The 21046-nt window shown below is 68.2% G+C and carries 19 protein-coding genes; 5 read left to right on the forward strand and 14 right to left on the reverse strand.

All coding sequences use genetic code 11. From position 1 onward, the window contains the following. Positions 1-332 precede the first annotated feature (332 nt). The 3 genes from FHT26_RS08505 to FHT26_RS08515 form a co-directional block, all read right to left on the reverse strand. Entirely contained in the window at positions 333-1253 is a 921-nt protein-coding gene (locus tag FHT26_RS08505; RefSeq protein ID WP_168559722.1) for a LysR substrate-binding domain-containing protein, read from the reverse strand. A 29-nt stretch (positions 1254-1282) separates the two neighbouring features. Further along, on the reverse strand, positions 1283-1780 hold the full coding sequence (locus FHT26_RS08510; RefSeq protein ID WP_168559723.1) for a hypothetical protein: 498 nt from the start codon (positions 1778-1780) through the stop codon (positions 1283-1285). A gap of 198 nt (positions 1781-1978) precedes the next feature. Further along, positions 1979-3802 (reverse strand): ABCB family ABC transporter ATP-binding protein/permease, encoded by a 1824-nt coding sequence (locus FHT26_RS08515; RefSeq protein WP_168559724.1) that lies wholly within the window; start codon positions 3800-3802, stop codon positions 1979-1981. A gap of 43 nt (positions 3803-3845) precedes the next feature. Here FHT26_RS08515 and FHT26_RS08520 point away from each other — a divergent pair, with 43 nt between their 5' ends. After that, entirely contained in the window at positions 3846-4268 is a 423-nt protein-coding gene (locus FHT26_RS08520; protein ID WP_168559725.1) for an acyl-CoA thioesterase, read from the forward strand. 4 nt (positions 4269-4272) lie between these two features. After that, on the forward strand, positions 4273-5184 hold the full coding sequence (locus FHT26_RS08525; protein WP_168559726.1) for a delta(1)-pyrroline-2-carboxylate reductase family protein: 912 nt from the start codon (positions 4273-4275) through the stop codon (positions 5182-5184). 199 nt (positions 5185-5383) lie between these two features. On the opposite strand, the gene FHT26_RS08530 is transcribed toward FHT26_RS08525, so the two are convergent. From FHT26_RS08530 to FHT26_RS08570, 9 genes are read right to left on the reverse strand one after another with little or no spacing between them, the layout of a single operon-like run. Next, positions 5384-6226 carry an SDR family oxidoreductase gene (locus tag FHT26_RS08530; protein WP_168559727.1) on the reverse strand — a complete coding sequence of 281 codons (843 nt, stop codon included), beginning with the start codon at positions 6224-6226 and terminating at the stop codon, positions 5384-5386. Then, complete coding sequence (locus tag FHT26_RS08535) at positions 6223-6984, reverse strand: SGNH/GDSL hydrolase family protein (RefSeq protein ID WP_168559728.1); 762 nt, start codon at positions 6982-6984, stop codon at positions 6223-6225. Before FHT26_RS08535 ends, FHT26_RS08530 begins: the two co-directional genes overlap by 4 nt. A 14-nt stretch (positions 6985-6998) precedes the next feature. Then, the gene (locus tag FHT26_RS08540; RefSeq protein ID WP_168559729.1) at positions 6999-7763 is read right to left on the reverse strand and encodes an enoyl-CoA hydratase; all 765 of its coding nucleotides are present in this window, start codon (positions 7761-7763) and stop codon (positions 6999-7001) included. Next, positions 7760-8620, reverse strand: a complete 861-nt coding sequence (locus FHT26_RS08545; RefSeq protein ID WP_168559730.1) for an alpha/beta hydrolase family protein — start codon at positions 8618-8620, stop codon at positions 7760-7762. Before FHT26_RS08545 ends, FHT26_RS08540 begins: the two co-directional genes overlap by 4 nt. Before the next feature lie 58 nt (positions 8621-8678). After that, on the reverse strand, positions 8679-9875 hold the full coding sequence (locus FHT26_RS08550; RefSeq protein ID WP_168559731.1) for an acetyl-CoA C-acyltransferase: 1197 nt from the start codon (positions 9873-9875) through the stop codon (positions 8679-8681). 20 nt (positions 9876-9895) lie between these two features. After that, complete coding sequence (locus FHT26_RS08555; RefSeq protein ID WP_168559732.1) at positions 9896-12280, reverse strand: 3-hydroxyacyl-CoA dehydrogenase/enoyl-CoA hydratase family protein; 2385 nt, start codon at positions 12278-12280, stop codon at positions 9896-9898. 22 nt (positions 12281-12302) lie between these two features. Beyond that, positions 12303-12746 (reverse strand): DUF2147 domain-containing protein, encoded by a 444-nt coding sequence (locus FHT26_RS08560; RefSeq protein WP_168559733.1) that lies wholly within the window; start codon positions 12744-12746, stop codon positions 12303-12305. Positions 12747-12795: 49 nt separating this feature from the next. Beyond that, entirely contained in the window at positions 12796-14586 is a 1791-nt protein-coding gene (locus FHT26_RS08565) for an acyl-CoA dehydrogenase C-terminal domain-containing protein (protein ID WP_168559734.1), read from the reverse strand. A gap of 38 nt (positions 14587-14624) precedes the next feature. Continuing rightward, on the reverse strand, positions 14625-15317 hold the full coding sequence (locus tag FHT26_RS08570) for a TetR/AcrR family transcriptional regulator (protein ID WP_168559735.1): 693 nt from the start codon (positions 15315-15317) through the stop codon (positions 14625-14627). Positions 15318-15623: 306 nt separating this feature from the next. Here FHT26_RS08570 and FHT26_RS08575 point away from each other — a divergent pair, with 306 nt between their 5' ends. Continuing rightward, positions 15624-16181 carry an HNH endonuclease gene (locus FHT26_RS08575; protein ID WP_168559736.1) on the forward strand — a complete coding sequence of 186 codons (558 nt, stop codon included), beginning with the start codon at positions 15624-15626 and terminating at the stop codon, positions 16179-16181. Positions 16182-16263: 82 nt separating this feature from the next. Beyond that, entirely contained in the window at positions 16264-16764 is a 501-nt protein-coding gene (locus FHT26_RS08580; RefSeq protein ID WP_056817327.1) for an outer membrane lipoprotein, read from the forward strand. 30 nt (positions 16765-16794) lie between these two features. Here the strand turns inward: FHT26_RS08580 and pgi are convergent, their stop codons facing one another. Both pgi and tal read right to left on the reverse strand, forming a co-directional pair. Continuing rightward, entirely contained in the window at positions 16795-18393 is a 1599-nt protein-coding gene (pgi, locus tag FHT26_RS08585; protein ID WP_168559737.1) for a glucose-6-phosphate isomerase, read from the reverse strand. Further along, positions 18390-19340: a transaldolase gene (tal, locus tag FHT26_RS08590; RefSeq protein ID WP_168559738.1), complete on the reverse strand. Its 951-nt coding sequence runs from the start codon at positions 19338-19340 to the stop codon at positions 18390-18392. Before tal ends, pgi begins: the two co-directional genes overlap by 4 nt. Positions 19341-19584: 244 nt before the next feature. Here tal and zwf point away from each other — a divergent pair, with 244 nt between their 5' ends. Then, positions 19585-21030: a glucose-6-phosphate dehydrogenase gene (zwf, locus tag FHT26_RS08595; RefSeq protein WP_056817322.1), complete on the forward strand. Its 1446-nt coding sequence runs from the start codon at positions 19585-19587 to the stop codon at positions 21028-21030. The last annotated feature ends 16 nt before the right edge of the window (positions 21031-21046 follow it).

The raw sequence follows: 21046 nt of genomic DNA on the forward strand, positions 1-21046 counted from the left end.
CGAGCGCCACGAGGACTGCGGACGCGAAAGCCGATGAGCTGAACGAGGCGTACTTCATGGGGTGATTCTCGCAACCTTCGTGCCACGAGCCGGGACGGCGGGAGGGGTGGGAGGCCGGCACGTGGCACGCGCGGCCGCACGCCAGTGTGCCTGCATGGGGGCGTGAGATCGTTCACGCTGGCGCAGGTTCGGCGGGGCATGGCGGTGGGTGGAGGTTCGAGAGGCGATGGGCGCGGACTGTATGCGCCCGCCGGTTGGAAATCCAATGCGGAATCGCGGGCAAGCCATGCATCGAATGCATGCCGCGCAAGGGAAAACCCTCTGGCTTCGCGTCAGGCCGCGGGACTCAGGAAGTTCCACAGCGCGCGTGCACCGGGCTTGCCGCTGTGACGCGACAGCTCGGGCAGCTCGCGGTACATGCGCACTTCCATCGTCAGCTCGAGTGTGCCGGGTGCCGAGGCGCGCACCAGGCGCCGGCTCTTCAGCTCCTTCTTCACCGAGCTGACCGGCAGGAAGGCCAGCCCGTGGCCTTCGAGCGCCATCGCCTTCAGGCCTTCGGCCATGTCGGTCTCGTAGATCGGGTCGAGGTTGAGCGGCGCCGGCGAGAGCTTGACGATCTGCTCGACCAGCCGGCCCAGGTAGGCGCCGGTGCCGTAGCTGAGGAAGGGCACGCGCTCGCCCGGCGAGCCGGGCAGGCGGAACAGCGGCTCGCCCTTCGGGTCGGCCTTGGCGTACACCGCGAGCGTCTCGTGGCCGAGGCTCAGCATCTCGTAGCGTTCCGGGCTCAGCTGCAAGGGTTGCGACGGGTGGTGGTAAGCGATCAGCAGGTCGCAGCTGCCTTCGGTCAGCTGCATCACCGCGTCGTGCACGTTGAGCGCGATCAGGCGGCTCTTCAGCGCGCCGAAGCGCTTGCGCAGGTCCATCACCCAATGCGGGAAGAAGGTGAACGCGAGCGAGTGCGGCACCGCGAACTCGATCATGTCCTGCGAGGCGACCTGATGGCCGCGCATCATGTTGCGGGTCGTCTGCAGCGCGCCGAGGATGTCGAGCGCCTGCGCATGGAAGGTCTCGCCGGCGGGCGTCAGGCGGGTCGGGTACGACGAGCGGTCGACCAGGTCCAGCCCAGCCCAGGCCTCCAGCGCCTGGATGCGGCGCGAGAACGCCGGCTGCGTCACGTGCCGCATCTGCGCCGAGCGCGAAAAGCTTCGCGTCTCGGCCAGGCTCACGAAGTCTTCAAGCCACTTGGTTTCCACCGCTTGAAGTGTAACGACGAGGTCGATCCCTATTTGCGGCTGAGCGTCACGTCGAGTTCGTGCACCAGGTCGTTCACCAGCTGCGTCGACGCCTGGCGCGAATCGGCGGTGGGACCGTGGGTCTGCGCGACGACGTCGGCATTCCATGCGCCGCCGGACTTCGCGCTGATGCCCGAGACGCGGAACACCACGCGGCTGGCCAGCGTGTTGCAGTTCTGGCCGCCTTCCACCGGCGTCAGCGTGACGAACTGCTGGCTCGCCGGCGTCACGCCGTTGTTCAGCATCATCGGGCCGAGGTCGCTCATCAAGCGCTCGCGCAATGCGCCCATCACCGCCGCCACATGCTCGCTGCCGGCAGCGGAGCAGGTGTCGAATGCAAAGCTCTCGTTGTCGACCCACACCACCTTGGCGTCGGGCAGCCGCAGGCTGGCGGAGGACACGGCATCGGGTGTCGCCGCCTTCGCCGACATCGAGATCGCGCCGGCCGCCGCCAGCAGCGAAAACAGAGCCATCGTCTTCAAAGTCATCGGGAGTTTCTGAGCAGTCATCGCATCCGTCCTCTGTGGGTGAATCGGTGCCGCGACTCTAGAAGTGCAACAAGATGTGTGCTCGCCGGCTCGGTAACGATTGTTCACAATTGACGGAGACTTCACGCTCGTTTTTCACGAAACGGGCGGGATTCTGAAAGCCTGTCCTACAGGCAGCGCGTCCGGACCGGAACGATGTCACGCCAGCGCGTCGTCGGTGCTGCTCTGCTGCAGGCGCCACATGTCGGCGTAGCGGCCGTCGAGTGCCAGCAACTGCGCATGGGTGCCGCGCTCGACGATGCGGCCCTGCTCCATCACCAGGATCTGGTGCGCATCGACGACGGTCGACAACCGGTGCGCGATGACCAGCGCGGTCTTGTTGCGCGCGACGCCCTGCAGCTCGGCCTGGATGGCCCGCTCGTTGGCCGAGTCGAGCGCCGAGGTGGCCTCGTCGAAGATCATGATCGGCGGGTCCTTCAGCAGCGTGCGCGCGATCGCGACGCGCTGCTTCTCGCCGCCGCTGAGCTTCAGCCCGCGTTCGCCGACCGTCGTCTCGTAGCCCTTCGGCGTCGACACGATGAAGTCGTGGATGCGGGCCGCGCGCGCCGCCGCCTCGACCTCGGCCGCACTCGCGCCGGGCCGGCCGTAGGCGATGTTGTAGGCCACGCTGTCGTTGAACAGCACGGTGTCCTGCGGGACGATGCCGATGCGCTGGCGCACGCTGCCCTGCGTGACCGAGCGCAGGTCCTGGTCGTCGATCGTGATCACGCCGGCCTGCACGTCGTAGAAGCGGTACAGCAGCCGCGCGAGCGTGCTCTTGCCCGAGCCCGACGGCCCGACCACCGCGACCGTCTTGCCGGCCGGGATCTCGAAGCTGACGTCGTGCAGGATCTGCCGGTTCGGCTCGTACGAGAAGTCGACGTGGTCGAAGCGCACCTGCCCGTGCGCCACCTGCAGCGGCAATGCGCCGGGCGTGTCGGCGATCTCGCGCTCGCGCTCGAGCAGCGCGAACATCTTGTCGAGGTCGGTCAGGCTCTGCTTGATCTCGCGGTAGATCACGCCGAGGAAGTTCAGCGGGATGTAGAGCTGGATCATGAACGCGTTGATCATCACCAGGTCGCCGAGCGTCATGTGGCCGGCCACCACGCCCTGCGTCGCGCGCCACAGCATCGCGACCAGCCCGGCGGCGATGATCAGCTGCTGCCCGGTGTTCAGCATCGACAGCGTGGCCTGCGATTTCAGCGCGACGCGGCGCAGCCGCTCCAGGCTCTCGTCGTAGCGGCTGGCCTCGAAGTCCTCGTTGTTGAAGTACTTGACGGTCTCGTAGTTCAGCAGCGAGTCGATCGCGCGCGAATGCGCGGTCGAATCGAGCTCGTTCATCTGCTTGCGGAACTGCGTGCGCCAGTTGGTGAAGACGATCGTGAAGCTGATGTACACCGCCAGCGCCGCCAGCGTGATCCAGGCGAACCAGGCGTCGAACTTGACGGCCAGCAGCGTCAGCACCAGCACCATCTCGACCAGCGTCGGCACGATGCTGTACAGCGAGTAGGAGATCAGCGAATGCACCGCGCGCGTGCCGCGCTCGATGTCGCGCGTCATGCCGCCGGTCTGGCGCTCGAGGTGGAAGCGCAGGCTCAGCGCATGCAGGTGGCGGAACACGTTCAGCGAGATGCTGCGTGCGGTGCCTTCGGTGGCCTTCGCGAAGATCAGCTCGCGCAGCTCGGTGAACAGCGAGGTCGACAGCCGCAGCAGCCCGTAGGCCGCCAGCAGCCCGGCCGGCACCACCAGCACCGCCTGCAGATCGCCCGGCTTGATCGACAGGCTGTCGACCAGCTGCTTCAGCAGCAGCGGCACGCCGACGTTGGCCAGCTTGGCGCCGACCATGAAGCCGAGCGCGATGCCGACGCGCCAGCGGTAGCGCCACAGGTAGGGCAGCAGCTTGCGCAGCGTGGCCGCATCGGAACGGGGTGCGGCAGGCGTCACGGCATCGGGCACCGGCACAGGGGTCGAGAGGGATCGCATCGTGGAAGAATCGTGGGGTTGCACCCAGTTGAAGGCGTCCAGTATGAATACAAGCCAGCCCCGGCACGACCCCGCGTTGGCGGTCAGCCTGCCGAAAGACCTCGACCTGGTGCTGCGCGTGATGCCGATGCCGGCCGATTCGAACAGCAACGGCGACATCTTCGGCGGCTGGATCATGGCCCAGGTCGACCTCGCCGGCTCGGTGCTGCCGGCGCGCATCGCGAAAGGCCGGGTCGTGACGGTCGCCGTCAACGAGTTCGTGTTCAAGCAGGCGGTGTCGATCGGCGACCTGCTGAGCTTCTATGCCCGCGTCGACCGCATCGGGCGCACCTCGATCACGGTGCACGTCGAGGTGTATGCCGAGCGCAACCCGGCCGAGCTGCAGGTGGTCAAGGTCACCGAGGCCAACCTGACCTATGTCGCGATCGACCGCGACGGGCAGCCGCGGGTGATTCCGAGGGACTGAGCCGATGCGCATCGTCGACGCGGAACAGACGGCGGCCCTGCTGCCGTGGAAGCCGCTGGCCGACGCAATGCGGCGGGCGGCCGGCGAGCTGCATGCCGGTCGGCTGCACGCGCCGCTGCGCCACGCCTTCGCGCTGTCGGGCGACGACCGGCTGCTGCTGATGCCGGCCAGCGACGCGTATTACGCGAGCGTCAAGCTGGTGACGGTGAACCACGGCAACCCGGCGCTCGGCCGGGCCCGCGTGCAGGGCGAGGTGGTGCTGATGGACCGCGCGACCGGCGAGCGGCTCGCGTGGTTCGACGGCGTGGTGCTGACGGCGCGGCGCACCGCCGCGGTGTCGCTGGCGGCGGCGCTGGCGTTGCAGGTGGCGGCGGGAGCGCGCCTGCTGGTCGTCGGCGCCGGCGCACAGGCGCTGGCGCATGCACTGGCATTCGACGCGGTGCTGGCGCCGGCGTGGATCGGCGTGGCGTCGCGGTCGCGGGCTTCTTCCGAAGGCCTGGTGGCCGCGCTGAAGGCGCAGGGCGTGACGGCGCAGGTGGTGGACGACATTGCCGCAGAAGCGGCGCGCTGCGGCCTGATCGTCACCGCGACGACGAGCCGCACGCCGGTGATTCCCGACACGCTGCGGCCGGGCGCGCGGGTGTTCGCGGTCGGCGCGTTCACGCCGGCGATGTGCGAGTTGCCGGCCGCGCTGGTGAACCGCGCCGCGCTCATCGTCGACGAAAAGGAAGGCGCGTTGGTCGAGGCGGGCGACCTGATCCAGGCAGGCGTCGACGGGTCTCGCGTGCGGGATCTGGCGAGCGCGCATGAACTGGCAGGTGCCGGCGATCAGGTGGTGGTGTTCAAGAGCGTCGGCAGCGCCGCATGGGACCTCGCGGCGGCGCGGCTCGCCTGGGACCGCCTCAGCGCCTGCTGACCGAGGCTGAACGGTGCAAGTGCTCCGTTCGCCCTGAGCCTGTCGAAGGGCCTGCTCGCACGGCACCAAGGCTTCGACAGGCTCAGCCCGAACGGGCGGTATCGCTGCAGCCCGAACGGGCGGTATCGCTGCAGCCCGAACGGGCGGTATCGCTGCAGCCCGAACGGACGGTATCGCTGCAGCGCGAACGGGTATCCGCTCAATCCACGAAGAAATCCGGCACGAACTCGGTCGTCCCCGGCGTCACGCTGTACTTCTCCAGGTCCGTCACGCCATGCCGCGCCAGCAACTCGTCGTCGATGAAGAAGTTGCCGCTTGTCTGCCGCGCGTCGCTCGTCAGCACCAGGTACGCCGCATCGGCCAGGATCTCCGGCGTGCGGCAGCGGGCGATGTCGGCGCCCGGGATCATCTGCAGCGCGGCCGTCGCGATCGCGGTGCGCGGCCACAGGCTGTTGACGCCGATGCCCAGCGGCCGGAACTCGCCGGCATGGCCCAGCGTGCATTCGCTCATGCCGTACTTGGCCATCGTGTACGCGACATGCGGGCTGAACCAGTGCTCGCGCATCGACAGCGGCGGCGACATGTTCAGCACGTGCGGGTTGCGCCCCGCCTGCGCCGCCTTCGCCAGGTGCGGCAGGCAGGCCTGCGTCACCAGGTAGGTGCCGCGCACGTTGACGCCGAACATCAGGTCGAAGCGCTTCATCGGCGTCGCCGTCGTCGGCGTCAGGCTGATCGCGCTGGCGTTGTTGACCAGGATGTCGATGCCGCCGAAGCGCGCCACCGCCTGCTCCACCGCGGCCAGCACGCTGGCTTCGTCGCGGATGTCGGTCTGCACCGGCAGCGCCTGTCCGCCGGCCGCCTCGATCTCGGCGGCGGCCGAATGGATGGTGCCCGGCAGCTTCGGATTGGCTTCAGCGGTCTTGGCCGCGATCACGATGCGCGCGCCATCGGCCGCGGCGCGCTTCGCGATCGCGAGGCCGATGCCGCGCGAGGCGCCGGTGATGAACAAGGTCTTGCCCGACAGGTTGCTGGACTGGCTCATGCAGGTCTCCGCGTGGGGGTGGTGGCAGGCAGGCGCGGCGCGAGATCGGTCGCGATCATGCCGGCCAGTTGTTCGGCCCACAGCGCATACACCGCCGGGCCGGGATGGAAGCCGTCGTCGGCCATCAGGATGCTGTCGGACATGCGCTCGTTCTCGAACGGCACCGGCAGCCACCAGCGATCGGGCCAGCGCTTGATCCAGTCGGCCAGCGCCCGGTTGTAGCGCCGCGCGTCGCGCCCCAGCACCCAGCGCAGCGGGTTGGGCAGCAATGGAAACGAATGGATGGGCGGCACGCCGCTGTGCACCACCTGGCGCACGCCGGCACGCCGGATCGCGACGCCGTCGAGTTCGTCGAGCTGGGCCAGCCAGCGCCGCACCGGCACCTGCGAGATCACGTCGTTGACGCCTAGCGCGGTGACCATCACGTCGGCCGGGTGCAGCGCCGCGCTCTCCAGCGCGATCAATGCGTCGCGGGTGGTGTCGCCGGTGTGGGCGACCAGTTGCCACACGACCGCGCCGCCCAGCCGCTGCGACAAGGCCTCGCTGAGCCGGCCGGCCAGTGCCTGCCCCTGCGTCGGCGCGCCGACACCGGCCGCCGACGAATCGCCGACGATCAGCACGCGCAGCCGCACGCGGCCGGTACCGGCCACGCCTTCGCGCGAGCCTTCGGCCTCCGGCAGGCGCAGCGCGAGGCGCCGCACGCGGGCGCCCTGCCACAGCAGCAACGGCGACAGCAGCACCTTGGCCGCGGTGAGCATCGACCGGGCCGTCTTCAGCTGAACTGCGAGAAGTCGGGCTTGCGCTTCTGGAAGAACGCGCTGAAGGCCTCGCGCGCCTCGGGGCTGGTGAGCCGCTCGCCGAAGACTGCCGCCTCGGCCTCGATGGCCTGCCAGGTGGCCTCGGTGCTCGCGCGGCGCAGCAGTTTCTTGGTGTCGCGCACGGCCCCCGGCGGCATCGCGTTGAAGCGCTCGGCGACGCGGCGCGCATGCAGCGCGACCTCGCCGGTCGGCAGCACCGCGTTCGCGATGCCGAGCTCGACCGCCTCGGCGCCGGTGAACGGGTCGCCGAGCAGGATCTTCTCTGCCGCCTTCACGCGGCCCATCAGCTGCGGCACCACCAGGCTCGACGCGAACTCCGGCACCAGGCCGAGGCTCACGAACGGCATCGCGAGGCGCGCCTCGTCGGCCACGTAGACCAGGTCGCAGTGCAGCAGCATCGTCGTGCCGATGCCGATCGCCGCGCCGGTGACGGCCGCCACCACCGGCTTGTCGCAGCCGCTCAGCGCCTGCATGAACTGGTAGGCCGGCGAATCGGCGCCGCTCGGCGGGCGTTTCATGAAATCCTCGAGGTCGTTGCCCGACGTGAAGATGCCGGGCTGGCCGGTGATCAGCACTGCGCGCACGCTGCCGTCGGCCTGTGCGGCCTTCAGCCCGTCGGCCATCGCCTGGTACATGTCGATCGTGATCGCGTTCTTCTTCTCGGGGCGCGCGATCTCGAGGGTGAATACGCCGTTCAGCACGGCCGTCTTGATGCTCATGTCGTCTCCTTCATCGTGTTCAGCAATGCCGTCATGCGCGGCCAGAGTGTCGCCTGGAACTGCTCGCGGAACAGCCCGAAATGCCCGATGCGCCGCGCCTGCACGTCGGCCGGCGCGATGCGCTCGATGCGGCGCGGCGCGTTCGGGTAGCAGTCGACCAGCACGCGGGTGCCGCGCTCGGTCATCAATTCGTCGTCGGTGATCGACAGCGCGACCAGCGGGAAGCGCGCCGCCGCGAACTGCTCGCGCACCGCCGCGCCCTCGGCGCCGACGTGGTAGCGCGGATTCAGGCACCAGCGCCGCCATTGCAGCATCACGCCCTTCGGCAGGTCGCCGACCTTGCGCAGCCGCTTGCCGGGGAAGTAGCCGAACAGCGCGGTCGCGACCGGCACCAGCAGGTACCAGAAGTACAGGATCATGCGCCGCAGCGGCGGCGCGTTGTCGCGCCAGTAGCCGCTGCCGGCGGCCACCGAGATCAGGCCGTCGACCTGCGCGCGGTTGCGCAGCAGCCCGGGCAGCTGCGCGCCGAGGCTGTGGCCGACCAGGTACAGCGGCACGCCGGGCGCGGCCTCGCGCAGCGCATCGATCGCGGTGTCGTAGTCGCGCGCCCAGCCGAACAGGTCGACCTTCAGGCCGCGCAGCGAGCGCGTTGCGCGCGACTCGCCCATGCCGCGGTAGTCGAATGTGGCGACCGCGTAGCCCTGCCCGGCCAGCCATTGCGCGAACGGCTGGTAGTAGTCCTGCCGCACGCCCATCGCGCCGCCGATCAGCACGGCCGCGGTGACCGGGCCTTCGGGGCGGTACAGGCGCAGCGACAGGCGGCTGCCGTCGTCCGCGACCAAGTGCCTCGTCTCCATGGTCACCTCCTGGGGTGAAAGGAAAAGCCCGCTCTGCGGCGGGCTCGTGCGGGAGAGATCAGACGCGCTCGAAGATGCCGGCGGCGCCTTGGCCTGTGCCGACGCACATCGTCACCATCCCGTACTTCAGGTTGTGGCGGCGCAGCGCGTGGATCACCGTCGCAGCGCGGATCGCGCCGGTGGCACCCAGCGGATGGCCGAGCGCGATCGCACCGCCCATCGGGTTCACCTTGGCCGGGTCCAGGCCGACGCTGTTGATCACCGCCAGCGACTGCGCGGCGAAAGCTTCGTTCAGCTCGATCCAGTCCATGTCCTGCTGCTTCAGCCCGGCGTAGCGCAGCGCGGCCGGGATCGCCTCGATCGGACCGATCCCCATGATCTCCGGCGGCACGCCGCGCGCGGCGAAACTGACGAAGCGGGCCAGCGGCTTCAGGTCGAACTGCTTGACGGCCTTCTCGCTCGCGAGGATCAGCGCACCGGCGCCGTCGCTGGTCTGCGAGCTGTTGCCGGCCGTCACGCTGCCCTTTGCGGCGAACACCGCCTTCAGCTTGGCCAGGCCTTCCGGCGAGGTGTCGGGGCGCGGGCCTTCGTCGAGGTTCACGGTGCGGGTCTTCACGCCCTGCTCGCCGGTCAGCAGGTTCGGGAAGCGTTCGACGATCTCGATCGGCGTGATCTCGTCGCCGAACTCGCCGGCCTTCTGCGCCTTCAGCGCGCGCATGTGCGATTCGTACGCGAACGCGTCCTGCGCCTCGCGGCTGACCTTCCATTGCGCGGCGACCTTCTCGGCCGTCAGGCCCATGCCGTACGCGATGCCGACGTTCTCGTCCTTCGCGAACACCTCGGGGTTGAACGACGGCTTGTTGCCGCCCATCGGCACCAGGCTCATCGATTCGGCACCGCCGGCGATCAGCACGTCGGCCTCGCCGACGCGGATGCGGTCGGCCGCCATCTGGATCGCGGTGACGCCCGACGCGCAGAAGCGGTTGACCGTCACGCCGCCCACCGGGTGCGCAAAGGCCAGCGCGACCGCGATGCGGGCCATGTTCATGCCCTGCTCGCCCTCGGGGAACGAGCAGCCGATGATCGCGTCCTCGATCGCCTTCGGGTCCAGCGTCGGCACCTGGGCCATCGCGCTGCGGATGGCGGCGACCAGCAGGTCGTCGGGCCGCGTGTTCTTGAAATAGCCCCGGCCCGAACGGCCGATCGGGGTGCGGGTCGCGGCGACGATGTACGCCTCTTGCACTTGCTTGCTCATGGTGTGTTCTCCGTTCCTGTTCAGTTGCGCACCGGCTTGCCGGTCTGCAGCATGCCCATGATCCGTTCCTGCGACTTCGGGTGCTCCAGCAGCCCGCAGAAATGCTTGCGCTCCAGCGCCATCAGGTACTCCTCGCTGACCAGCGAGCCGGCATCGACATCGCCGCCGCACACCACGTCGGCGATCAGCGCCGAGATGTGGAAGTCGTGCGCGCTGATGAAGCCGCCGTCGCGCATGTTGACGAGCTGCGCCTTGATGGTCGCGATGGCATTGCGGCCGGCGACCGGGAACAGCGTCTTCGCCGGTGCGCGGTAGCCGCTGTCGAACATCGCCCTGGCCTGCTGGATCGCGACGAACAGCAGCTCGTCCTTGTTCGGGACGATCACGTCGCTCCACAGCAGGTAGCCGAGCTTGCGGCTCTCGATCGCGCTGGTGCCGACCTTGGCCATCGCGGCGTTCGTGAAGCCGTCGGTCAGGAACTTCAGGATGTCGGCGTTCGCGTTCGCGGCGCTCGCCATCTCGGCCGCGCGGCGCGCAATGTATGCAAGGCCGCCGCCGCCCGGGATCAGGCCGACGCCGACCTCGACCAGGCCGACGTAGCTCTCCATCGCGGCGACGCGCTTCGCCGAGTACACCGACAGCTCGCAGCCACCGCCGAGCGCGATGCCGCGGATCGCCGAGACGACCGGCACCTGGGCATAGCGGATGCGCAGCATCGCGTCCTGCAGCTTCTTCTCTTCGGGGGCGATGCCCTTCGCGCCGCTCTTCATGAAGACCGGCATCAGCGCCTCGAGGTTGGCACCGGCCGAGAACACGTCGTCCGGCGACCAGATCACCAGGCCCTTGTACTTCGCCTCGGCGATCTCGACCGCCTTCAACAGCCCTTCGGTGACGGTCGGGCTGATCAGGTGCAGCTTCGCGGTGATGCTGGCGATCAGCACCTCGCCGTCGAGCGACCAGACGCGCACTTCCTCGTTCTTGAACTCTTCGGTGCCGGCCTTCAGCGGGTCGGTCGCGCCCGAGCCGAGCACGGCCTCGGGGAAGTGCTGGCGGGCATACACCGGCAGCGTGCTGCGGGCGATGTACCTGCGTTGCGCGGCGCTCCACGAGCCTTCCGGCGTGTGGACACCGTCGCGGCCGTCGAACACCCAGGCCGGCAGCGGCGCCTTGCTCAGCGCCTTGCCGGCGTCGATGTCGGCCTTGACCCACTCGGCCACCTGCTTCCAGCCGGCGGCCTGCCACAGCTCGAACGGGCCCTGCTGCATGCCGAAGCCCCAGCGCATCGCGAAGTCGACCTCGCGCGCCGAATCGGCGATGTCGGCCAGGTGCACCGCGACGTAGTGGAAGCTGTCGCGCAGGATCGCCCACAGGAACTGCGCCTGCGGGTTGGTCGATTCGCGCAGCAGCTTCAGGCGCTCCGGCGCGGCCTTCTTCAGCATGCGCGCGACGATCTCGTCGGCCTTGCCGCCCGCAGGAACGTAGTCGGCCTTGGCCGGGTCGAGGCGCAGGATGTCCTTGCCGACCTTCTTGTAGAAACCGGCACCGCTCTTCTGGCCGAGCGCGCCCTGCTCGATCAGCTTGGCCAGCACCGGCGGCGTCGCGTAGCTCGGGAAGAACGGATCGTCGGCGAGGTTGTCCTGCAGCGTCTTGACGACATGCGCCATCGTGTCGAGGCCGACCACGTCCGCGGTGCGGAAGGTGCCCGAGCTCGCGCGGCCCATCTTCTTGCCGGTCAGGTCGTCGACCACGTCGTAGGTCAATCCGAAGTTCTCGGCTTCCTTGATCGTCGCCAGCATGCCGGCGATGCCGACGCGGTTGGCGATGAAGTTCGGCGTGTCCTTCGCGCGCACGACGCCCTTGCCGACCGCGGTGGTCACGAAGGTCTCGAGCTGGTCGAGGATCTCCGGGCGCGTCGTCGGGGTCGGGATCAGCTCGACCAAATACATGTACCGCGGCGGGTTGAAGAAGTGGATGCCGCAGAAGCGCGGCTTGATCTCTTCAGGCAGCACCTCGGACAGCTTGGTGATCGACAGGCCCGAGGTGTTGCTCGCGACGATCGCGTGCGGTGCGATGAACGGCGCGATCTTCTTGTACAGGTCGAGCTTCCAGTCCATGCGTTCGGCGATGGCCTCGATGATCAGGTCGCAGTCTTTCAGCAGCTCGCTGTGCTCTTCGTAGTTGGCCTGCTGGATCAGCGCGGCGTCTTCCGGAATGCCGAGCGGCGACGGCTTCAGTTTCTTCAGGCCCTCGACGGCCTTCGTGACGATGCCGTTCTTCGGACCTTCCTTGGCCGGCAGGTCGAACAGCACGACCGGCACCTTGACGTTGACCAGGTGGGCGGCGATCTGCGCGCCCATCACGCCGGCGCCGAGGACGGCGACCTTGCGGACGTTGAAGCGACTCATGTTTCTTCTCCTTTGATGGTGTTTACTCGACGCGGACCCAGGTCTGCGTGCGGCCGAACAGCGGCGCGCCGACGTAGCCTCGAACTTCCAGTTTCCTGCCGCCCTCGACCGGCTTCAGGCGCAGCTTGTAGGTCTTGCCGTTGGCCGGGTCGAGGATCGTGCCCCCGTCCCACAGGCCGTCGGTGTCGGCGCTCTTCTTCGCGCCGCGGATGATCGGCAGGCCGACCAGCGGCTGGCCCTTGCGGTCGTCGCTGCATTCGTCGCAGACGGCGTCCTGCTTCGCGTCGGGGTCCAGCAGCTTCTCGAGCTTGCCGCTGAGCACGCCGTCGGTGTCGACGATGCGCACCAGCGAGCGCTCCTTCTTCGTGCTGTCGTCGATCGTCTTCCACAGGCCCGCAGGCGTGGCCTGGGCCTGCGCGCCCGCCACGGCCAGCGTGGCGGCGAGTGCCAGCAGCAGTCTTTTCATCGCTTGTCTCTCCTGATTGTTCTTGATTCGATCGATGGCCGGCCGGGCCTCAGAACAGCGCCTCGTCCATCTCCATCAGCGGCTTCAGGCCGGAGCGCGCGGTGCGGATCAACGACGCGGTCTCGGGCAGCAGCTTCGCGTAGTAGAAGCGCGCGGTCGCGAGCTTGGCCTTGTAGAACGGGTCGCCGCCGTCGAGCTTGGCCAGCGCCACCTTGGCCATGCGGGCCCAGAAGTACGCGAACACCAGGTGGCCCGCGACGCGCAGGTAGTCGACCGCGGCGGCGCCCACTTCGTCGGCGTTGCCGAACGCCTTCATGCCGAGTTCGGTGGTCAGCTTGGTGACCTTGTCGCCCAGCTCGGCGAGCGGGTTCACGAACTCCTGCATCGCCTCGTTGGTGCCTTCTTCCTCGACGAACTCCTGCACCAGCTTGCCGAACTTCTTCAGCTTGGCGCCGTTGTCCGACAGGATCTTGCGGCCCAGCAGGTCCAGCGACTGGATCGTGTTGGTGCCCTCGTAGATCATGTTGATGCGGGCATCGCGCACGTACTGCTCCATGCCCCATTCCTTGATGTAGCCGTGGCCGCCGAACACCTGCATGCAGTGCGAGGTCGCGATCCAGCCGTTGTCGGTGATGAAGGCCTTGATGATCGGCGTGATCAGCGCGACCAGGTCGCCGCAGTCCTTGCGCACGTCCTCGTCGTCGGACGACAGCTCCTTGTCGAGCTGCAGCGTGGTCCACATCGCGAGCGCACGGCCGCCTTCGGCGTAGGCGCGCGCGGTCAGCAGCATCTTGCGCACGTCGGGGTGCACGATGATGGTGTCGGCCGGCTTGTCGGGGTTCTTCGGGCCCGACAGCGCGCGCATCTGGATGCGCTCTTTCGCATAGGCCACGGCGTTCTGGTAGGCCACCTCGGTCAGGCCCAGCGACTGCATGCCGACGCCGAGGCGGGCGGCATTCATCATCACGAACATCGCCGCCAGGCCCTTGTTGGGTTGGCCGACCAGCGTGCCGACGGCGCCTTCGAGCACCATCTGCGCGGTCGCATTGCCGTGGATGCCCATCTTGTGCTCGAGGCCGCCGCACCAGATGCCGTTGCGCGAGCCGATCGAGCCGTCGGCATTGACGTTGAACTTCGGCACCGCGAACAGCGAGATGCCTTTCGAGCCGGCCGGCGCGTCCGGCAGGCGCGCCAGCACCAGGTGGATGATGTTCTCGGCCAGGTCGTGCTCGCCGGCGGAGATGAAGATCTTGTTGCCGGTCAGCTTGTAGCTGCCGTCGGCCTGCGGTTCCGCCTTCGTGCGCAGCAGGCCCAGGTCGGTGCCGCAGTGCGGCTCGGTCAGGCACATCGTGCCGGTCCACACGCCGCTGGTCAGCTTCGGCAGGTACAGCGCCTTCTGCGCGTCGGTGCCGTGCGCATGCAGCGCCTCGTAGGCGCCATGCGACAGGCCAGGGTACATGGTCCAGGCCTGGTTGGCCGAGTTCAGCATCTCGTAGAAGCACTGGTTCACGACGTGCGGCAGGCCCTGGCCGCCGAAGGCCGGGTCGCAGCTCAGCGCCGGCCAGCCGCCTTCGACGTATTGCGCATAGGCCTGCTTGAAGCCCTTCGGCGCGGTGACCTCGTGCGTGGCCTTGTCGAGCGTGCAGCCCTCTTCGTCGCCGCTCTGGTTCAGCGGGAACACCACCTGCGATGCGAACTTGCCGCCCTCTTCGAGCACCGCGTTGATCGTGTCGAGGTCGATGTCGGCATGCGCCGGCAAGGCCTTCAGTTCGTCGACCACGTTCAGCACTTCGCTCATCAGGAACTGCATGTCACGCAACGGAGGGGTGTACTGGGCCATCGAAAAAACTCCTGGGAAAGAATTGGGAAATCGTGGGTTCAGCGGCGCGCGGCGCGCACCGGCTTGTCGGAAGGGGCGGCGGCATCGAGCGCCGCATCGACGGCGTAGTGGCCGATCACGCGCTCGAAGGCGTTGCGCGCGCGGTCGAGCGCGCCGGGGATGCGCAGGAAGCGCGCATCGTGGTGCAGCGCGAGGATCAGGCCGTGGATCTCGAACAGCATCTGCAGCGGATCGGTGTCGGGCCGCAGCTGGCCCTCGTCGACCGCGATGCGGATCGCCTTCTCCAGCGCGGTGTGCCAGGCCTGCACCATGGTCGCGAGCGCGTCGCGCACCGGGCCCGGCCGGTCGTCGAACTCGACCGCGCCGCTGATGTAGATGCAGCCCGAGTCCAGCTCGACCGACACCCGCTTGACCCAGCGCTCGAACAGTGCGCGCAAGCGGGGCAAACCCCTGGCCTCGCGCACGGCAGGGAAAAACACTTCTTCCTCGAACTTGGCGTGATACTCGCGGATCACGGAGATCTGCAGTTCTTCCCGGGAGCCGAAGTGCGCGAAGACGCCGGACTTGCTCATCTGCGTGACCTCGGCCAGCGCCCCGATCGACAGGCCTTCCAGCCCCATCGATGACGCCAGGCCGAGCGCGGCTTCGAGAATCGTCGCCCGCGTCTGCTGGCCCTTCTGCAGGGTCTTCGAGACATCGCGGGCCGGGCGGCCGGTGACGGTCGCTGCCATGTTCACGGGTGTATCGGTTGTGTCGCTCACGGTGCATCCACAAAATCGAACGGTCGTTCTATTTTGCAGGTTCCGAGCCGATCACGCGCTGCTATTTCGAGCAAGCCGTCTGTTTTTATAGGGTTTAGTGCCTAGAAAGCGACGGGGACCGGCGTCGCCCCGGGTTAACCCGGATCGCCGGTTATCGCCGCTGCCGGTGATCGGCGTGTGACAGCGTGTGCTTGTGGCGCCGATGCACTGCAGTATTCGCGCCACGGTTGAGCGAACCGCGTTGATTGGATTACGCTGCGGGGAAGGAGATCATCCGTGGAAGTGCTCCAGCTCGATGTGTCCGGCCGCCCTCAGTCGTGGATTTCAGCGAAGGAAGCGGCCATCCTCTACGCCAGCGACGGCGTCGCATGGACGCTGGGCGATGCGTTCTACGTGCTGCGCGGCGGCATGCAGCGGCGCACGGGCCTGCAATCGCGCATCGAGGTGCACCCGATCGTCGCGGTGCGCGGCGCGGTCCCGAGCCGGGCCTGGCGCCAGACGCCTGCACTGTCGAACCCGAAGCTGTTTGCCCGCGACCGGCAGGTGTGCGCCTACTGCGCCGGGTGTTTCCATGCGGACGACCTGACCCGCGAGCACATCATCCCGACCTCGCGCGGCGGCGTCGACAGCTGGATGAACTGCATCACCGCGTGCCGGGCCTGCAACGGCCACAAGGGCAACCGGATGCCGGAAGAAGCGCACATGTCGCTGATGTACCTGCCCTACGTGCCGAGCCTGCACGAGGACATGATCCTGCGCGGCCGGCGCATACTGGCCGACCAGATGGAATTCCTGCTCGCAAGCGTTCCGCGACATAGTCGACTGCGAGCCTGACTTCCGCTTTCTTTACATCGCCGCCGCGGAACTCGCCGCCCGGCCGACTCGTCCATGCAGATGAGCAATGAGGAGTGACCCCATGAACAAGCTTTTGATCGCCGTGGCCGTGGCCGCCACCTTGAGCGCCTGCGCCACCAGCAGCCCCGATGTCGTCTCGCGCAATGAAGCGCAGCGGCTGTCGCAGATCCAGGATGCCACCGTGCTGTCGGTGCGGCCGGTCGTGATCGACGGCTCGCAATCCGGTGCCGGCGCGGTGACCGGCGGCGTGGTCGGCGGCATCGCCGGTGCATCGGTCGGCGGGCACCGCGAAGCGGTCGCCGTCGGCGTGCTCGCCGCGGTGGCCGGTGCGGTGGTCGGCAACGCGATCGAGCGCGCCGGCACCCGCGAAGAGGCACTCGAGATCCTGGTGCAGCTGCGCAACGGCGAACGCCGCTCGATCGTGCAGGCCAAGGGCAACGAGACGCTGACCCCGGGCGAACCGGTGATCCTGGTGTCGACGAACGGCAAGACGCGCGTGATGCGCGCCCCGGCCGTCACGCAACCGGCACCGGTGCCGGCCGCACCGTCGACCCAGGGCTGAGACGCTCGAACCTGAAGCGCCTGCGCCGGGTCAGCCGCGCAGGCGAGTCAGCAGCCCGGCGGTCGAGCCGTCGAGCCCCGCGGTGTCGCCGGACGCGAGCCGCGGCAGCAATTCGTTGCACAGCGCCTTGCCGAGCTCGACGCCCCACTGGTCGAAGCTGTTGATGCGCCACAGCGCGCCGCTGACGAACACCCGGTGCTCGAACAGCGCGATCAGCGCCCCGAGGCTGCGCGGCGTCAGCTCGTCGAGCAGCAGCGTCGTGCTGGGCCGGTTGCCCGGAAACGTGCGGTGCTTCGCGAGCGTCAACGGGTCGAGCGTGGCCGATGCCGTCGGCGCCTTCTCCTTCATCGCCTGCTCGGTGGTCTTGCCGACCATCAGCGCCTGTGCCTGCGCGAGCCCGTTGGCCAGCAGCTTGGTGTGCAGGTCGCTCAGCGAATGCGTCGGCCGCTTGACGAGCAGGAACTCGACGGGGATCACGTCGGTGCCCTGGTGCAGCATCTGGAAATAGGCATGCTGCCCGTTGGTGCCGGGCTCGCCCCACACGACCGGGCTGGTGCCGAACGGCAGCGCTTCGCCGTCGATGTCGACGCGCTTGCCATTGCTCTCCATCTCCAGCTGCTGCAGGTAGGCCGGCAGCCGCTTCAGGCCCTGGTGGTACGGCGCCATGCTGCGGCTGGTGAAGCGGTGGAAGTTGCGGTACCAGACGTCGATCAGGCCCTGCAGCACCGGCAGGTTCTTCTCGAGCGGCGCCTGCGCGAAGTGCTGGTCCATCGCGTGCGCGCCGGCCAGCAGGCCGCGGAAGTTGTCGGCGCCGATGGCCAGCGCGATCGGCAGCCCGATCGCCGACCACAGCGAGTAGCGCCCGCCGACCCAATCCCAGAAGCCGAAGGTGGTGGTAATGCCGAATTCGGCCGCCGCGCGCACGTTGGTGGTGGTCGCGACGAAGTGCTTGTGGATCTCTTCGCCGCCCTGCGCGAGGAACCAGGCCTTCGCGGCATGCGCGTTGGCCATCGTCTCCTGCGTCGTGAAGGTCTTGCTCGCGACGATGAAGAGCGTTTCCTGCGGCTTCAGCCGGCGCAGCACCGGCGCGATGTCGTGGCCGTCGACGTTCGAGACGAAGTGGAACGCGATGCCCGGATGGACGAAGGTGTCCAGCGCCGGCACCACCATCTGCGGGCCGAGGTCGGAACCGCCGATGCCGATGTTGACGACATGGCGGATGCCGCTGGCCGCGGTGTCGCGCACCGTCTCGGCATAGGCGAGCATTGCGTCGAGCACCGCATGGACCTCGTGGCCGAACGGCGACGCGCCTTCGGGTGCGCGCAGCGCCACGTGCTGCACCGCCCGCCCTTCGGTGACGTTGACCGGGTCGCCGCGCAGCATCGCATCGCGCTGCGCCTCGATCCCGCATTCGCGCGCCAGGTCGACGAGGAACTTCAGCGTGGCGGTGTCGACGCGGTTCTTCGACAGGTCGGCGAAGATCTCCGGCGCCTCGACGCTCAGCGACGCGAAGCGGTTCGCGTCGCGCGCGAACGCCTCGCGGATGTCGAAGTCGCGCCCGTGCGCTTCGAAGTGGCCTGACAGCGCAGCCCAGGCCGATGTGCGGTCGCAGCGCGGGAAGCCGCTCATTTCAGGCCTTCAATGAGCTTGTCGAGCTTGCCGGCGTCGACTGCGAAGGCGCGGATGCCTTCGGCCAGTTTCTCGGTCGCCATCGCGTCGTCGTTCAGCGCGAAGCGGAAGCTCGGCTCGTTGAAGGTGGCCGCATGCAGCGTCGCGCCCTTGGCCTTCGCCGGGTCGAGCTGGCGGGTGATCGGCTCTTCGCTCGCCTGCATCTGCGCGAGCAGCTCGGGGCTGATCGTCAGCAGGTCGCAGCCGGCCAGCGCGGTGATCTGGCCGACGTTGCGGAAGCTCGCGCCCATCACCTCGGTGGCGATGCCGAACTTCTTGAAGTAGTTGTAGATGTGGGTCACCGACTTGACGCCCGGGTCGTTGGGACCGGCGTTCGCGGCTTCGTCCCACTGGCTGCCGGCCGACTTCTTGTACCAGTCGTAGATGCGGCCGACGAACGGCGAGATCAGCTTGACGCCCGCATCGCCGCAGGCCACCGCCTGGCAGAACGAGAACAGCAGCGTCAGGTTGCAGTTGATGCCGTCGCGCTGCAGGATGCGCGCCGCCTGGATGCCTTCCCAGGTGGACGCGAGCTTGATCAGCACCCGCTCGCGGCCGATGCCCGCGGCTTCGTACAGCTCGATGATGCGGCGCGCCCGCGCGACGCTGCAGGCGGTGTCGAAGCTCAGCCGCGCATCGACCTCGGTCGAGACGCGGCCCGGCACCACCTTCAGGATCTCCTGGCCGAAGCGCACCAGCACCTGGTCGACGATGCCTTCGAGCGGCAGGCTCTTGTGCTGGGCCACCGTCTCCTTCAGCAGCGGCGCGTAATCGGCGTGCTGCACCGCTTTCAGGATCAGCGACGGGTTGGTGGTCGCGTCCTTCGGCGCGAACTGCGCCAGTTGCTTGAAGTTGCCCGTGTCGGCGACAACGGCGGTGTACTGCTTGAGCTGGTCGATTTGATTCATGGCAAGACGCTGTTGAGCACAGGGACGAAATTAGAACCCGGCCGACGTGACACATGCGCACGCGACCCACCGTTTGTTGTCGGAACGTAACCCGAAGTTCCGCACGCCGCATGATGCACCTTCGATGTCCGCCTCGCGCAGCCTGGGTTTCGTTGACGCTGCCGGGAAACTTGGGCATGATCCGACGTGAAACTAAATTACATCCGCCGGCGGCTTCGCGGGCGATATCCGACTGAGGCAAGGCATGTCTTTCGATCTCGTTTTCTTCGGCGGCACCGGCGACCTGACGTGGCGCAAGCTGATGCCGGCGCTGTTCCAGGCCTTCCGCCACGGCAAGCTGCCGGCCGGTGGCCGCATCCTGGCGGTGGCGCGCGACGAGCAGAGCGACGACAAGTACCGCGCGTGGCTGAAGGATCGTTTCCAGGAGGTCGAAGGGGCCAAGCGCCCGACCGACGAGGAGTTCGCCCGCTTTGCCGACATGCTGCACTACCGGCGCATGGACCTGTCGCAGCCGGAGCACTATGCCAAGCTGAAGACCTGGCTGGAAGAGCGCAATGCCGACACCGCGGTGCTGTACCTCGCGACCAGCCCGCACCTCTTTCCGCAGATCTGCGAGCAGCTCGGCGTGGCCGGCCTGAACACGCCGCGCATCCGCGTCGTGCTCGAGAAGCCGCTGGGCCATGACCTGAAGAGCGCGCAGGAGATCAACCGTGTCGTGCGCTCGGTGTTCAGCGAAACGCAGGCTTTCCGCATCGACCACTACCTCGGCAAGCCGTCGGTGCAGAACCTGATGGCGCTGCGCTTCGGCAATGCGCTGTTCGAACCGCTGTGGCGCCGCGAGAGCATTGCCAACATCCAGATCACGCTGGCCGAGGCGATCGGCGTCGGCACCCGCGGCGACTTCTACGACCGCACCGGCGCGCTGCGCGACATGGTGCAGAACCACGCGCTGCAGCTGCTGACGATGATCGCGATGGAGCCGCCGTCGCGCAACGATGCCGACGCGATCCGCGACGAGAAGCTGAAGGTGCTGCGCTCGCTGAAGCCGTTCACCGAAGAGAGCGTCGGGCGCGACGTGGTGCGCGGCCAGTACCGCGCCGGCACCGCCGGCGGGCAGCCGGTGGTCGGCTATTCGCAGGAGGTCAAGGTGCCCGCGGGCAGCCAATGCGAGACCTTCGTCGCGCTGCGCACCGAGGTGCAGAACTGGCGCTGGGCCGGCGTGCCCTTCTACCTGCGCACCGGCAAGCGGCTGGCCGCGCGCGACGCGCAGATCGTCGTCAATTTCCGCCCGACGCCGCACAGCATCTTCCCGGGCCACAACCAGCCGAACAAGCTGGTGATCAACCTGCAACCGGAAGATGGCCTCGAACTGCACCTGCTGGCCGCCAAGGGGACCGGGCAGCAGGAGCAGCTGGCGCCGGTGTCGCTGGACCTGGACTTCGACAAGGCCTTCGCCGAGAACCGCGTGGGCGCCTACGAGCGCCTTCTGCTGGACGCGATCGCCGGGCGGTTGAACCTGTTCGTGCGCAGCGACGAGCAGGAGCAGGCCTGGCGCTGGGTCGAGCCGATCCTGGACGCCTGGAGCAAGGACACCACCGGCCCGCGCCCGTACGCGGCGGGCACCTGGGGCCCGGCGGCCGCGAGCGCGCTGGTCGCGCGCGACGGCTTCGCGTGGTCCGAAGAACAGTAAGCCCCTTTGTCATCGC

Source organism: Rhizobacter sp. SG703, assembly GCF_012275445.1.
GTDB lineage: Bacteria > Pseudomonadota > Gammaproteobacteria > Burkholderiales > Burkholderiaceae_C > Rhizobacter.